Genomic DNA, 15,139 nt, shown 5'->3' on the forward strand with positions numbered 1-15,139 from the left:
CGGTCTGCGTCGGGCTCGGCGCCGTCAGCCGGCGGTGGGTTCCGTGGACGGCAGCGTGGCCCGGGGGCTCTCGCCGTCCGCGGGCACGTCGATCGTCATCCAGTCGACCAGCAACGACCCGGCGGCGTCCCGGGGCGGCAGGCCCTCGAGGGATCCCGTCTGCACGACCAGGTGCATGCGCTCCACGGGGATGTCCTGTGTGGTGCTCCCGACGACCTCGTCGTCGACCAGGAACGACATCCGCGACGGCGTCCACTCGATCGTGTACGTGTGCCAGTCGGCCAGCGACGCGTCGGTCTCGTGGTGGACGCACTTCTCGGCCGGGTCGACCAGGCAGTGCACGTTGAGCCAGGCGGGCGCACCGAGCGCACCCTCGGGGAAGTCGATCTCGCCGTGCGCCCAGACGTTCTCGTCGCTCCAGAGCAGCACCGCCACCCCGTAGCCGTCGACCTCGTCGCTCTTCATCCGGATGCTGTACCGGCCGGAGGTCTGACCGCCCCATCGTCCGTCGACGAGCGGCACGACCCCGCCGGCGAGCGGGGTGCCCGCCTTCGTCGTGCGCAGGTGCATGTCGAGCATCCCGTCGTGGGCGCTCAGCGTGGACGCCTGGTACCGACCGGTCCCCGCGGTGTCCGCGAAGCCGTGGTAGACGGTGAACCGGTCGTCGTAGGCCGCCTCGAACCCGCCGGACGGGGCGGACTCGTCGAAGTCCTCGGAGAACACCCGCTTCCAGCCGTCCCCGTCGCCGGTCGGCATCGCGACCCCACTGGGTGCGGGGCCGACGGAGGTCGTGCCGGTGGTCGCCGCGGCGACGGCACCGACCGCGACCACCAGGGCGGCGGCCACGATCGCGACCCGTCGTCCCCGTGTCCGGAGCGGCGTGCGGTGACGGGAGGTGCCGAAGCCGTGCGCGGGTGGGGCGCCGTGCGCGGCGGCCGACTGCTCGGCGACGGGGCGGGGGCCGTCATCGTCCGGGGTCATCCAGCTGTCCATGCGCGGACCTCCGAGAGACCGACGTTGATCGTGCTGTTCGACACCCCGGTGGTGGTGAACCGCACCCAGGTGACGTTGCGGGCGGTGAAGTCGACCGTCCGGGCGCTGCCGTCGTTCGGGAGCTCGCCCACGGCGACCTGGCTGCCGTCCGAGAACGTCAGCGTGCCGCTCGTGATCTGGTCGTCGCTGTTCGGACGGTCGTGCAGGATGATGCGCTGGAGCGCGACCGGGGCAGCCCAGTCGAGCTGGATCCAGATGCCGGTGCGTCCCCAGGGCACGGCCCACTCGGCGGTGTGGTCGACCGGGTGGCCGGACACCACGCCGTCGACGGCCTTCGCGACGGTCTGGCCGTCGGCCGGGTTGTCGGCGATCGCCGTCGGGGTCGCCGAGCCGGTGACGTCCCGCAGGCCCGGAGTGGGCGTCGGGGTGGGAGTCGGCGTCGGCGTGGGCGTCGGAGTCGGGGTCGGGGTCGGCGTCGGCGTCGGCGTCGGCGTCGGCGTCGTACCGCCGTTGCTCGCCGGAGAGAACGCCCGGATCTCGGCGAGCCCCACGTTCTGCGTCCCGCCACTGACCGAGGTCACCGTGAACCGCACCCACCTGACACTGCGCGCCGCGAACGTGATCCGCTGCACCGCACCACTATTGTTCAACGCCGGCACCGTCACACTCGAACCGTCCGAGAACGTCAACGTCCCACCCAGCACCTGGTCCACCGCGTTCGGACGATCAGCGAGGTCGACCGCGTCCAACGCCGTCGCCCCCGCCCACCCGAGCTGGATCCACGTCCCCGCACGACCAGACGGCGCGACCCACTCCGCCGTCGGCGCATCCGGGTACCCGCTCACCACACCGTCGACCGCCTTCACGGCCGTCTGACCATCAGCCGGGTTCTCCGCACTCGCCGTCACCGACGCCGAACCCGTCACGTCCGTCCGGGTCGGGGTCGGTGGTGGCTGCGTCGTGTCGGCCGGGGCCAGCGCGCGGATCTCGGCGAGGCCGACGTTCTGCGTCCCGCCACTGACCGAGGTCACCGTGAACCGCACCCACGTGACACTGCGCGCCGCGAACGTGATCCGCTGCACCGCACCACTATTGTTCAACGCCGGCACCGTCACACTCGAACCGTCCGAGAACGTCAACGTCCCGCCCAGCACCTGGTCCACCGCGTTCGGACGATCAGCGAGGTCGACCGCGTCCAACGCCGTCGCCCCCGCCCACCCGAGCTGGATCCACGTCCCCGCACGACCGGACGGCGCGACCCACTCCGCCGTCGGCGCATCCGGGTACCCGCTCACCACACCGTCGACCGCCTTCACGGCCGTCTGACCATCAGCCGGGTTCTCCGCACTCGCCGTCACCGACGCCGAACCCGTCACGTCCCTGTGTGCGGGGGTCGGGTCCGTGGGGTCGGTGGGGTCCGTCGGCACCGGCGAGCCGGCGGTGTACTGCCGGCTGAGCCACGAGGTCTCGGGTCGAGCCGAGCAGGCCTCGTACGAGGCGCAGGTCTCACTGTCGTGCGCGGCGTAGGTGAAGAACGCGTCGGCCTTCGCCTGGGTCTCGGCCGTCGTCAGGTTCGCCGGACGGTCGGCGATCGGGTACCCCATGTACCCGGTGAAGCCGTGCGCGCCGGTGTACTGCTGCTGCACCTGGTCGGTCAGGTACGCGACCGTGTGGTGGTCGCTGTGGTCCCCGTCGCCGTACTCGCCCTCGTGGTCGAGCGTGTGGATGTCCGTCGGTGCGAAGTCCTGCACGATCCCCTGCAGCGTCGCCCGGAGCTGCGCGAGCGTGTACGTGGCGGCGTGCGGGGCATCGGCGACGGTGTGCAGCGTGTCCATGTCGCCCGTGTACAGGCGCTGGAGGCTCTCGTAGCCGTTCGCCCAGAAGCCGTTGCCCTCGACGTTGCCGTCCGGCAGGTCCATGAAGACCAGGCTGATCCGCGGGTCGGCGGTCAGGGTCTCGGTGAGCAGGGTCCGTCCGGCGACCGTCGTGGAGCCGGTCGTCGACGCCGGGTCGACGCCGGCCATGCTCGCGTAGGCGGCCATAAGCCCGACCTGGCGTTCCTGCCAGTACCAGTCGGGCTTGCCGGCGTCACCGGCCGTGACGATGACGGAGCGCACGCAGCGCCCCGCGTCGATGTCCTTCCGCAGGTCCGTGCCCTGGAAGAGCAGGTCGTCGTCGGGGTGGGCGACGACGTTGAGCACCCGCCCGGCGCTGCAGTCGGCCGCCGCGGCCACGGCGGGCTGGACCACGAGGTTCGGCGCGACCAGCACGGCGAGCACCGTGGCGAGCACGCCCGCGACGGACGCGACGGTGGCCCGTCGCGTCCGTCGCGGTCTGTCGGAGGTCGGTTCAGTCGGTTGCATGGCGCAGGCCCTCCGTCGTCAGCTCGTACATCGCGGTCGTCCCCGACGACCAGACCCGCTTCCAGTAGGGCGAGGACGCCATGGCGGCGGCGAGCTCCTGGTAGTCGGCGTCGCTCTGGTAGCCGTACCGCTCGTCGTAGGCGCCGAAGGGCTCCGCGACCAGGGCGTAGTAGCCGGTGGCCGACCAGTTCACGACGAGTTCCCGCGTCACGTTCGACAGGTCCGCCTCGGCGTCGTAGCCGCCGGTCGGGTCCGGGTACGGGCCGAGGGCTTCGCGGGACAGGTAGCCCACGTCGAAGTACCGCGCGCCGGTGTTGCTCGGGACGGCGTTGGCCGACCCGGTGAGCAGCATCACGGAGCCCGCGGGTGCCGTGCGGTCGTAGTACTGCGTCGCCGCGGACTGGCTCCGGGTCATGACGCGGTTCCAGTCGAGCGAGGTCTGCCCGAACGCACCGATCGCGACGAGCGCCGCCACCGCTGCTCCGGCGACCGCGAACCGCACCGCGGTCGGACGCATCCCCCGCTGCAGGACCGCCCCGACCGGGGCGAACCGACCGGCGGGCATCGGGAGCGCCGCCGCCAGGATCGCGATCCACGGCGTCGCGAAGAGCACGACGCGGAAGACGCCCTCCTGGCCGTAGTTCGTCGCGACGAGCAGCGAGATCGGGCTCGCGGCGGTGGCGAGGAGCGCCCAGTGCGTCCGGTCACGCCGCATCAGGACGGTCACCACGGCGATGAGTCCGAGCACCACGAGCGCAGCTGCCGGGATGTCGAACGCCAGACGCGTGACGAGCGGCTTCGGCAGGACCGTCATGTCGTGCGCGGGCGGCTGCACGTTGTCGAGCACCCGTCCGACCGCCGCGAGCGACAGGAACCGCCCGAGGATGTCGCCGTTCAGCGCGGCGAAGACCACCGCCGGCACGAGCACGACGGCGGGCAGCCACCAGGGGCGGAGCATCCGGAACACGATGAGCGTGACGAGTGCGGCGACCGTCAGGTACGGCGAGATCTGGTGGGTCACGGCGAGCACGATGCCGATGAGGGTGATCGCGACGATCCGCGAGAGCCCCACGCGCCGTGCCCGTGGCTTGGCGGCGACGGAGCCGTCGGCGGTGGTGACGGCGGCATCGCGCAGCGGTCCGGTGGCGAGCACGAGGATCACGATCGACATCAGGATGCCGGTCGACTGCGGCGAGAAGTACGTGGTGTTGAGCGAACCGGTCATCGCGGTCAGCAGCGCTGCGATCCACGGCCGACGGGCGCCGGGCAGCCAGTGCGCCGCCAGGACGCCGACGGCGATGGTCGTGCTGAACGCGAGCAGGACCGGCACCCACGCGGCGATGAGGATCGTGTTGACGATGCCCCCGACGTCGGCGACCCAGGCGGCGCCGGCGAACAGGCCGGACCAGGTCTGGAAGATGTCGGCCGACGGGTTGGTCCCACCGAACTGGCGGATGTACTCGACGACACCGATGTGCCGCGCGGCGGCGGTCACGGTGGGCACGCCGTACGTGATCGCCTGGGCGAGCTGCACGACACCGCCGAGCACGACGACGGGCACGGCGAGCGCGCGGCCGCGGACCAGGGCGATGACCGCCGCGGCGACGACGAGCACGAGGCCGACGACCAGGCCGGGGCCGAGCGAGCCGAACAGGCCTGCGGGCACCGGGTCGCCCATGTGGGTGAGCGCGGCGACGACCACCACGACGAGCCCGCCGAGCGAGAGCGCCGTCACCGTGGCGGTCGTGCTCCACCGGGGCCGGGCGGTCTCGCGGCGCACGAGACCGGCGCGACGGAGCTCCGCCACGTCACGGGGTACCGAGACGGCGAGCGCCGCCGCGGTGAGCACGACGACACCGACGAAGGGGACCGTCGGCGCCCAGATGTGGAAGGTCGCCATGGTGTAGCCGATGCCGATCGTGCCGACGAGCGACCCGGTGACGGCGAGGACGGCGAACCGTGCGAGGGACATCGGACGGACGAGCAGCATCGGGGCGACCCCGAGCAGCGCGAACAGGAAGACCGCGACGGCGCTCGCCCGCAGCGTGGGCAGCTCGACGACGCTGCCGACGGCGGCCAGCACGAGCGTCAGCACGACGATCGCGGCGGCGCCGAGTCGGGCTGCCGGGCTCATCGCGCCGCCCGGGGTCGGTCGTGCCGGCCCCGCGGTGTCGAGGCCGCGCTGCAGCTCGTGGCGACCGTGCGCCGTCCGGTCGATCGTCCCCGCGCCGCCCATGCGTTCGCGGAGCGCCAGGACCGGTGCGGTGAGCACGGAGCGCCGCTCGACGCGACGCAACCGGCGCTTCGTCGCCGCGAACTCCGCGTCGACGGCGTCGACGGTGTCCGCGTCATGCGCGGCGCCCGTCCCGTGGCCGTTCGCCGGAGCAGCGTCGGCAGCGTCGTCGCCCTGCTCGAGGCCGAGGCGTGCGAAGGCGCTGATGGCCTCCGGCGCCGCGTCCACCGAGGCGGTCAGCGTGTCGCGGTCGAGTGCGTTCTTGGTCATCCAGGCTCCGAGTCCGTGGCCGTGCGCGGCAGCGGCGGCGCGGAGCGACGCGACGTCGTCCGCCGATCGCTGCCACGCGATCGCGGCCGGTTCGACGGCGATCGCGGATCCGGCGAACAGCAGTCGTGTGAAGAGGTCGAGGTCGTCGCCACCGCCGACGCGGGTGCCGGGACCGAAGGCGGTGTCGAACCCGCCGATCCGGAGCGCGGTCGCGCGGTGCACGGCGAGGTTCGCGCCGGTGCCGTAGGCCGAGGCGGCGAAGGGGTGCAGCGGGAGGTCGTCGACCGGGTCGTCGAGCCGGAACACCCGCCGGCGGACGGTCCGCCCACCGGGGGTGCGGTCGTCGTGCCAGCGCTGCGCCGGCGTCCGGAGCTCGGCACTCGGTACGAGCCCGGTGACGCAGGCCACGTCGGGGTCGGCCGCGAAGGCACGGGCGATGGCGGCGATCCAGTCGCCGTCCACGACGGCACCCTCGTCCACGAACGCGACGACGTCGCCGGTCGCGACGAGCAGGCCGGCGTTCCGCGCGGCGGCGAGGCCGCCCTCGGGCGCCGGGATGGTGGTGACGCGACGTCCGCTGATGTCGACCGTCGCCACCCCGCCGTCGTCGGCGCCGTGCGAGACGACGACGACGTCGAAGTCGGGGTGCCCGTTCGCGAGCACCGACCGCATGGTCGTGCCGGCGGCGCCGTCCGTGCAGAGCACCACGGTGACGGACGGCAGCACCAGACCTGCTGCCGGCCGACGCTCGGGTGCCGGCATGGGCCGGATCGCGCGCAGGAGCGCACGAACGTCGATGGTGCCGCCGATGCGACGGCGTTCGGTGATCTCGGCCTCGACGAAGCCGAGGGGCTCGCCGTGGTCGCGGACGAGCAGGCGTGCACGCCCGTACCCGGCGGATCCCTGCAGGGCGATGACGTCCCGGTGGCTCGACGCGTGCACGTCGGCACGGTCGACCTCGCCGACCCAGAGCGCGCCGTCCCAGGTGGGGACGAGCGGCCCGGTCACGACCGGCGAGAGGACCATCGCCAGGGTCGCGCGGGTCACGGTGTGCCCACCGGCTGCGGGAGCGGTGCGGGTGCGGGTGGGGTCCGCACGACGACGGTGCCGAGGACCCGGCCGACGGCGTAGCCCGCGACCGTCGAGACGACGGAGAGCGCGATGGCGTACGCCCGCAGGCCTCCGCCACGACCGACGTGGCGCAGTTCGCGCAGCACGGCGCCCGGGATCACCCGGGTCAGGTAGGTCGACTCGCTGGCGAGCGAGTCGCTGGTGCCGACCCGACGGCTCAGCACGGCCTTCGAGATGCCCTCGTAGTAGCTGCGGCGGCGCAGGTAGCGCATCGTCACGCGGTCCGGCGAGACCCGGTGCGAGACGTTCGAGCGCGGTTCGTGCCGGATCCGCGCGCCGGGACGGGCCTGGGCGATGCGGATGCAGAGTTCGGTCTCCTCGCAGCCGAGCGGCTGGTTGCCGACGCGGCCGATGCCGGAGCGGAAGCCGCCTGCGAGCAGGATCGCGTCACGGCGGAACGCCATGCTCGACCCGATGACGTTGCGGACGTCGCCCGGGGTCTCGGGCAGCCCGCGGTACGAGCACCCGACGATCCAGAGCAGTTCGTCGGCGTACGGGCCGGAGCCGGTCGCGGTCGGCCAGGACGGCGTGGCACGACCGCCGACACCGACGACGTCGGGGTCCTCGAGCGCGGTGAGCATGTGCCCGAGCCAGTCGGGGTCCGCGGTGGCGTCGTCGTCCAGGAACGCGACGACGTCGGCGTCGGTCAGGGCGACACCGGTGTTCCGGGCCCCGGAGAGTCCGCGGTCCTCGGTGTTCGGGACGACCCGGAGTTCCGGCCAGCGCGCGGCGGCGCGGGCCAGGAGCTCGGGCTCGTGGTCGATGACGACCACGACCTCGGGGGCCTCGGGCTGGCGCTTGGCCGACTCGACGCTGTCCTGCAGGTCACCCCAGCGCTGCTGGGTGTAGGCGCAGATGACGACCGCGACGGTCGTCACGCGACGTCCTCCTCGAGGGCGACGACGGACGCGACGACGGCTGCCCCGGCGACGGACGCAGCAGCGACGGGAGCAGCAGCAACCGGCGCAGCAGCCGGCGCGGCGAGCTGCTCGGCCGGCGGCACGACGCTCATCGCCGCGCGACGGACCTCGGCACGGCCGATCGCGGCACGACGACGCTCGTGCATGATCGACTTCAGCACGCGGATGCCGTCGGTCACGGCGTTGAGGTTGCTCGAACCGTGCACGCGGAGCTTCTCGTGGCTCGGCACCTCGGTGATCGCGAGCTCGGCGGCCGACCAGCGGCAGGTCAGGACGGTCTCGATCTCGAACCCGTCGCCCCACAGCATCGAACCGTCGGCCGGCTTCGGCAGCTCGGACGACAGCAGACCGATCTCCGGCAGGACGTCCGCCCAGAAGGCGTTGTAGCCGTAGCAGAGGTCGCTGTAGCGGGTGCCGAGGATGATGTTGCAGAGCATGTTCAGGCCGCGGTTGCCCATGTTCCGGACGATCGTGATGTCGTCGCTGCCACCGCCGAGCGAGTACCGGGTGCCCTTCGCGACGTCGGCGCCGTCGACGAGTGCCTGGACGAACCGCGGGATCTCGTCGGGGTCCGCGGAGCAGTCGGCGTCGAACATGACGACGATGTCGCCGGTGACGGCCTCGAAGCCGCAGGCCAGGGCGTTGCCCTTGCCCTTGCGGGTCTGGTGCACGACGCGGATGTCGGGCATCACGCGCTGGGCGGCGGCGATGGTGTCGTCGACGGAGTTGCCGTCGACCAGGATCACCTCGTACACGGGCGGGAGCTTCGGGAGGATGATCTCGAGGTTGCGGGCCTCGTTCCGTGCCGGGATGACGACGGAGACCCTCGGGTCTGCAGGGCGAACGGTACGTGCGGGCATGGCGCGGTCCTGTCGGGTCAGGGTTGCTGTCGGGTGGTGGCTCGTCGAGACGAGCGGCGCGTCCTCGGATGACGCATCGACGACGGTGACCGTCGTCGGTCGAGCAGCGGGACGCGGGTACGACGCCGCCTGCTTGCCGCGGGTGAGTGGGTACTCTCCCCCGCGGTTCCAACCATCGCCGTGGCCAGCGGGAGGGTCAATGCGCGGTGCGGTCCCTTGCGGACACCCGGGTGCGGATACGGAAACCCGCAACGGTCGTGCAGGTTCGCGGTCCGGCGCGGCGGCCGGCGGGTGGTGGACGCAGGACGAGCGGACGGGAGGCGCGGTGCCAGCCGGCACCGCGCCTCCCGTCCGGTCGTGGGCCGGTCTCAGACCTGCGGCACGTCCGCCGTCTCGAAGGCGGCCCGCAGCGCGACCGCCAGCTCGGCGACGTGCGGTTCCCGCAGCAGCGACGTGTGCTCGCTCGCGATCCGCACCATCTCGGTGGGCCCGCGCAGCAGGGCGGACCACCCGGCGGCGTCGGGGTTGGCGTCGGCGAGGACGTAGGTGGCGCGCCCGTGGAACGGCGTCGGGTGGTGGCGTCTGGTGACGATCTCGGCCTGGTCGAAGAAGGCGTCGAAGTCCTTCTGCCCCCCGTGCCGCAGCACGCCGGCGGTGTACGCCCGGAGCCGCTTGGCGAACAGCGCCCCGTACGGCACGCCCGCGGGCAGGACCCGTCGGACGGCGCGGTCGAGCCCCCGCTGCACGGCCCGGACGGCGGTGTTCGGCTGGTCGCGCGGCTCCATCCGGCCGAAGTGCAGGCGGGCCTGTTCGGACTTCGTGCGGGGCAGGTAGGTGTCGAGCAGGACGACGTGTTCCACCTGCTCGCCGCTCTCGGTCAGGAGCCGGGCGATCTCGAGCGCGACGAGTCCGCCGAGCGAGTGCCCGACGAGCAGGTACGGGCCGCGGGGCTGCACGATGCGCATCAGGGCGAGGTAGCGGCGGGCGCTCCGCTCGATGTTCCAGTCCGGCATCCCACGGCGCTCGAGGGCGTGCTGCTGGAACGCGTACAGGTCGTGCGCGGGCAGGTGCCGCGAGAGCGGCAGGAACGTCAGCGCCAGGGCACCGCCACCGGCGAAGCAGAACACCGGCGGACGGCCGCCCTCGCGCGCCTCGGAGACCTTCACGACGTCGGGGTGGCTCGGCAGCGCGCTCGTGCCGCTCCGCACCCGTCGGGCGAAGGCGCGGAGCGTCGGGTGCTCGAGCACGTCCGAGGAGCGCAGGTCGACCCCGAGCCGGTCCTGCACGACGGCGAGCATCTCCTCGGCGGACAGCGAGTCGCCGCCGAGGGCGGAGAAGTCCTCGTCCAGGTGCACGCCCCGCAGGCCGAGCACCTCGGCCCAGATCTGTCCCACGACGAGCTCCCACTGGTCGTACTCGCCCTCGACCATCTCGGTCTCGACGCTCGGCGCCCCGGGGAGTTCGGCCCGGTCGACCTTGCCGCGCTCGTTCCGCGGCAGTTCGGTCATCGGCACGATCGACGCCGGCACCATGTACTCGGGCAGCCGCTCACGGAGCGCCCGTCGGAGCGCACCCGGGGCCGGGGTGCGGTGCCCCGGGCGACCGACCACGTAGGCGACGAGCCGGGTGACGGAACCGGGGTCGACCTGTGCCGTCACGACCGCGTCGTGCACCTCGGGGACCGCGCGGAGCGCCGCCTCGACCTCACTCGGCTCGACCAGGTAGCCGCGGACCTTCACGGCGTCGTCGGACCGGCCGAGCAGCACGAGCCGGCCGTCGGGGTCGACGCGTGCCAGGTCGCCCTGCCGCCAGCTCGGGGTCCCGACGGGGATGCCGGCGGCGGCCTCTGCCTCGCCGGTGCGTCCGGCCCGTTCGGCGGTCTTCTCCGGCGCACCCCAGTAGCCCGCGGTCAGGGCGTCGGAGACCACGACGAGCTCGCCCGTCTCCCCCGGGTCGGCAGGGCTGCCCTCCTCTCGGAGCACGAGGACCGTCTTGCCGGGCAACGGCCACCCGGCGGGCACGACGCCCTCGGGCACCGGCTCGCCCGGTGCCACCGGGCAGTACGCGACGCACGCGGTCTCGCTCGAGCCGAAGGCGTTCAGGAGCAGCGTGTCCGGGTCCAGGTGGGGTCGAGCCGCGGCGAGGTCGGCGCCGGTGACGGACTCGCCCGTGGTCATCAGGAAGCGCAGCCCGCCGAGCACCGGCGCGGTCCCGGCGGCGGTCCCGTGCGACCCTGGGGCGTTCTGCGACCCGATGATCGAGCGCAGCAGGTGCGGGGTGCAGACGAGCACGTTCACGTCGTCGTCCCGGAACCGCCCGAGCAGCCGCTCGACACCGAGTTCACGCGGCTCGAGCAGCACGATGGTGCCGCCGCAGAGCAACGTGTCGAACGAGAACAGGAGCCCGGCGGCGAACGACAGCGGCAGGACGACACCGAGCCGGTCACCCGGGCCGAGGCCGAGCGCGACCGCGTCCTGTTCGGCGTCGGCGATCTGCTGCCGGTGCGTCAGGACGACGCCCTTCGGCATGCCGGTCGAGCCGGAGGTGAAGACGATGGCGAAGGGGTCCCGCCCGCCGGGGCGCACGCCGACGGTGTCCGCCGACGGGGCCGCGCCCGGTTCGCCCGCGTCCAGCAGTTCGCCGAGTGCGTGCACCCGGCCGTCCCGTTCCGCGACCACGTCGGCGGCCAGCGCCGCACGCTCGGTGTCTGCCACGATCTCGTCGACGCCGGCGAGCCGGGCCACGTGCGCCAGGCGCGCTGCGGGCAGGTGGTCGTCGAGCACCACCACGGTCCGTCCGGCACGCACCAGCGCGAGGATGCCGATCACGGCCTCGGTCGACTGCCCCGCCATCAGCCCGACCGGCTTCGACGCCCCGCCCGGGGTGTCGCCGACACCGGCGCCGCTGCGGTCGTCGGGTCGGAGCGCCACGGCCAGGGCTGCGGCCAGCGCGCGCGAGGCCCGGTCCGCTTCGGCGTAGGTGTAGGGACGGCCGTCCCCCGCGAGCGCGGCGGCGTCGCCCCGGAGCGCCACCACGCGGTCCCAGCGGTCCAGTACGGAGTGGTCGGCCGCCGCGGGCACGGCTGCGGGGTGGTTCCAGGGATCGACGGTCGTCAGCGGGTCGACGGAGGTCACGATGACACCTCGGGTGCTCAGCAGCGGACCGCCACGACTCCCGCGACGGTCCTCCGACCGTAGGTCCGCGTTCCCCCGGCCCGCGAGCAGGCTCCGGCCCGGTGCGGGGAACCGCAACCGGCCTGGAGGCGCGGCCTGCGCCCGCCACGGACGGTACGACTCCGGAACGACCGGTCCACTGCCGTGGACGCCGTCCGCACGGCGGCTCGCCCGGCTCGGGGATCGTGCGGTTCCGCGCAACCTCCGGATCAGCCGTGGTGCGACCGTGGATGCGCCGTGCATCGCCGATGAGGACGCTCTGAACGAGAAGGTCGCGGAAACGAGAACAGCCCCCGGGATGTCCCGGGGGCTGTTCATCGAGTGCTGGGGTACCTGGACTCGAACCAAGAACGACGGTACCAGAAACCGCTGTGTTGCCAATTACACCATACCCCAAAAGGCCTGTCGGCCTTCTGGCCCGGTCACCCGGGGCACGATCAACTACTGTACAGCATCCCGGAGGTCCGCAAGACCACCCACCAGGTCTCGGTGCACGGCGGCGGCGGTCGCGGCTCCGTGTCCGGCGGCGACGATGAGCTGCTCCGGCCCGGGAGGCGTGACGTCTCCCACGGCGTAGAGCCCGGGGACGGACGTCCGGCCCACCCGGTCGACCACGAGGAGTCCCTGCGTGTCGCGCTGGAGCCCGTCGAGCGCTCCGGGCGTGTCGGCGTTCGCGGCCGTGTTCCCGCCCGTTGCGCTCGTGGCACTCGGACTCGTGGTGGCGCCGGTGCGCAGCCAGTCGAGGTCGGCGTGCCACACCGGTCGGACGAACCCGCCGGTCCGGGGCTCGACGTGGCCGTCGGCGAGCCGGACACCGGTCATCCCGGTGCGATCGCCCTCGAGGTCCTCGACGACCCGCTCGTCCACCACGACCCCCGCGGCCGACAGTCGAGCGCGGCCGGCGTCGTCGAGCGGTGCCACCCCGTTCGTGTAGACGATCAGGTCGTCGGTCCACGCGGCGATGAGCAGCGCCCGGTCGACCACGTCGTCGGTCTCGCAGATGAAGGCGAGCGGCTGCCCGGCCTTGTCGTACGCATCGCACTCGACGCAGCTGTGCACCGCGGTGCCGTAGAACGCACGCAGCATCGGCAGCGCCGGGAACTCCTCACGCAACCCCGTCGCCACGACGACCGTCCGGGCGCGGGCGTCGAGCTCGGTGCCGCGCCACGAACCGTGCACCCGCCAGGTGTCCGTGTCGGGGTCCGGGGCCACCAGGTCGACGACGGACTGCACGACCGTCGCTTCCGGGTACCCCTCGACCTCGGTCCGCCCGAGCTTGCGGAGTTCGAGCGGCGAGATGCCGTCCCGCGTCAGGAACCCGTGCGACCGCAGCGTCGCGGCGTTCCGAGGGCGGTTCGCGTCGACGAGCAGCACGGTGCGCTTCGCCCGGACCAGGTTGAGCGCAGCGCTCAGCCCAGCCGGCCCGGCGCCGATGACCGCGACGTCGTGCACGACCTGGTCGGCGTGCTCCTTGCTGCTCACGGTCGGTCAGCGCGCCGCGAGGGCGCGGAGCCGGGTCAGGGTGGACTCCTTGCCCAGGATCTCCATCGACTCGAACAGCGGCGGACTGATCCGGCGTCCGGACACCGCCACGCGCAGCGGGCCGAAGGCGACGCGGGGCTTCAGACCGAGCTCGTCGATGAGGGCCGCACGGAGCGCACCCTCGATGGCCTCGGTGGTCCAGTCCTGGACGCCCTCGAGCGCGGCGGTGCTCGCCGTCAGGACCGTCGCCGTGTCGCCCTTGAGCGAGGCCAGTGCGTCGTCCTCGACCACCAGGTCGGCGTCGGACGTGAACAGGAAGCCGAGCATCGCCGGCGCCTCGCCGAGCAGCTGCATGCGCTCCTGCACGAGCGGAGCCGCCTTGGTCAGGACCTCGAGCTGCTCCGGGGTCGCCGGGTCGCTGATGTACTCCGACAGGTACGGCAGCAGACGCGACCGGAAGTCCTCGGGAGCGAGCAGACGGATGTGGTCCCCGTTGATCGCCTCGGCCTTCTTGTGGTCGAAGCGGGCCGGGTTCGGGTTCACGTCGGTGACGTCGAACGCCGCGACCATCTCGTCGATCGAAAACACGTCGCGGTCGGGCCCGATCGACCAGCCGAGGAGCGCCAGGTAGTTGACGAGCCCCTCCGGGATCATGCCGGCGGCGCGGTGGTGGAACAGGTTCGACTCGGGGTCACGCTTCGACAGCTTCTTGTTGCCTTCCCCCATCACGTACGGCAGGTGTCCGAACACGGGGATGGAGGGCGCGAGGCCGATCGCGTACAGCGCCTCGTACAGGGCGATCTGGCGCGGGGTCGACGACAGCAGGTCCTCGCCCCGGAGCACGTGCGTGATGCCCATCAGGGCGTCGTCGACCGGGTTCGTGAACGTGTACAGCGGCTTGCCGTTCGGACGGACCACCACGAAGTCGGGGAACGTGCCCTGCTTGAAGGTGATCTCCCCGCGCACCAGGTCGTCGAAGCTCAGGTCACGGTCGGGGACGCGCAGACGGAGCGCCGGCTCGCGGCCCTCGTCGCGGAACGCCTGGCGCTCGGCATCGGTCAGGTCGCGCTCGTGGTTGTCGTAGCCCTGCTTGGGGTCACGACCGGCCGCCTTGTTGCGGGCCTCCATCTCGTCCGGCGTGACGAAGGACTCGTAGATGTGCCCCGACTCCTTGAGCTTCGCGATCACGTCGTCGTAGATCGCGGTGCGCTCGGACTGTCGGTACGGTCCGTGCTCGCCGCCGGCGTCCACGCCCTCGTCCCAGTCGAGCCGCAGCCAGCGGAGCGCGTCGAGGATCTGCGCGTACGACTCCTCACTGTCGCGGGCGGCGTCGGTGTCCTCGATACGGAACACGAGCTTGCCGCCGGTGTGGCGAGCGTAGGCCCAGTTGAAGAGGGCGGTGCGGATGAGCCCCACGTGCGGGGTCCCCGTCGGGCTCGGGCAGAAGCGGACGCGGATGTCGGAGCCGGAGGCAGTGGTGAATGGCGCAGTCATGACCCGACAACCCTACCGCGGTGCCTGTCCCTCCCACCTGCCCTGTGGAGGGGCTGCAGAACGCAGAAAACCCCTGACCACGAATGGTCAGGGGTTCCCTGGTTCTTCCACGTTAAGTCCGGCGGCGTCCTACTCTCCCACAAGGTCCCCCTTGCAGTACCATCGGCGCTGAGAGGCTTAGCTTCCGGGTTCGGAATGTGACCGGGCGTTTCCCTCTCGC

General features: G+C 72.6%; 8 protein-coding genes, 1 tRNA gene and 1 rRNA gene. All 10 read right to left on the minus strand.

Annotated elements, in window-relative coordinates; genetic code table 11:
- Window positions 1-24 precede the first annotated feature (24 nt).
- Window positions 25-993 (minus strand): glycoside hydrolase family 16 protein, encoded by a 969-nt coding sequence (locus DEJ01_RS14400; protein ID WP_111093399.1) that lies wholly within the window; start codon window positions 991-993, stop codon window positions 25-27.
- Window positions 978-3,356: a PIG-L family deacetylase gene (locus DEJ01_RS14405; protein WP_111093400.1), complete on the minus strand. Its 2,379-nt coding sequence runs from the start codon at window positions 3,354-3,356 to the stop codon at window positions 978-980. Before DEJ01_RS14405 ends, DEJ01_RS14400 begins: the two co-directional genes overlap by 16 nt.
- A complete protein-coding gene (locus tag DEJ01_RS14410) occupies window positions 3,343-6,906 on the minus strand; it encodes a glycosyltransferase (RefSeq protein WP_111093401.1) in 3,564 nt (1,187 codons plus the stop codon). Before DEJ01_RS14410 ends, DEJ01_RS14405 begins: the two co-directional genes overlap by 14 nt.
- Window positions 6,903-7,868 (minus strand): glycosyltransferase family 2 protein, encoded by a 966-nt coding sequence (locus DEJ01_RS14415; RefSeq protein WP_111093402.1) that lies wholly within the window; start codon window positions 7,866-7,868, stop codon window positions 6,903-6,905. The genes DEJ01_RS14410 and DEJ01_RS14415 overlap by 4 nt, the downstream gene beginning before the upstream one ends.
- On the minus strand, window positions 7,865-8,770 hold the full coding sequence (locus DEJ01_RS14420) for a glycosyltransferase family 2 protein (RefSeq protein ID WP_111093403.1): 906 nt from the start codon (window positions 8,768-8,770) through the stop codon (window positions 7,865-7,867). The genes DEJ01_RS14415 and DEJ01_RS14420 overlap by 4 nt, the downstream gene beginning before the upstream one ends.
- Before the next feature lie 368 nt (window positions 8,771-9,138).
- The gene (locus DEJ01_RS14425) at window positions 9,139-11,904 is read right to left on the minus strand and encodes a non-ribosomal peptide synthetase (RefSeq protein ID WP_181438462.1); all 2,766 of its coding nucleotides are present in this window, start codon (window positions 11,902-11,904) and stop codon (window positions 9,139-9,141) included.
- Window positions 11,905-12,267: 363 nt separating this feature from the next.
- Window positions 12,268-12,339, minus strand: a tRNA-Gln gene (locus DEJ01_RS14430).
- A 45-nt stretch (window positions 12,340-12,384) separates the two neighbouring features.
- A complete protein-coding gene (locus DEJ01_RS14435) occupies window positions 12,385-13,425 on the minus strand; it encodes an NAD(P)/FAD-dependent oxidoreductase (RefSeq protein ID WP_111093405.1) in 1,041 nt (346 codons plus the stop codon).
- A gap of 6 nt (window positions 13,426-13,431) precedes the next feature.
- Complete coding sequence (gltX, locus tag DEJ01_RS14440) at window positions 13,432-14,919, minus strand: glutamate--tRNA ligase (protein WP_111093406.1); 1,488 nt, start codon at window positions 14,917-14,919, stop codon at window positions 13,432-13,434.
- A gap of 116 nt (window positions 14,920-15,035) precedes the next feature.
- Window positions 15,036-15,139 (minus strand): 5S ribosomal RNA (gene rrf / locus DEJ01_RS14445); the annotation flags it as partial.

It is taken from the genome of Curtobacterium sp. MCLR17_040 (genome assembly GCF_003234735.1).
Classification (GTDB): Bacteria; Actinomycetota; Actinomycetes; order Actinomycetales; family Microbacteriaceae; genus Curtobacterium; species Curtobacterium flaccumfaciens.

Excerpts from the sequence above, each read along its gene's own strand:
- DEJ01_RS14400 (WP_111093399.1), bottom strand. The coding sequence starts at position 993 with ATGGACAGCTGGATGACCCCGGACGATGACGGCCCCCGCCCCGTCGCC.
- DEJ01_RS14405 (WP_111093400.1), bottom strand. The coding sequence starts at position 3,356 with ATGCAACCGACTGAACCGACCTCCGACAGACCGCGACGGACGCGACGG.
- DEJ01_RS14420 (WP_111093403.1), bottom strand. The coding sequence starts at position 8,770 with ATGCCCGCACGTACCGTTCGCCCTGCAGACCCGAGGGTCTCCGTCGTC.
- gltX (WP_111093406.1), bottom strand. The coding sequence starts at position 14,919 with ATGACTGCGCCATTCACCACTGCCTCCGGCTCCGACATCCGCGTCCGC.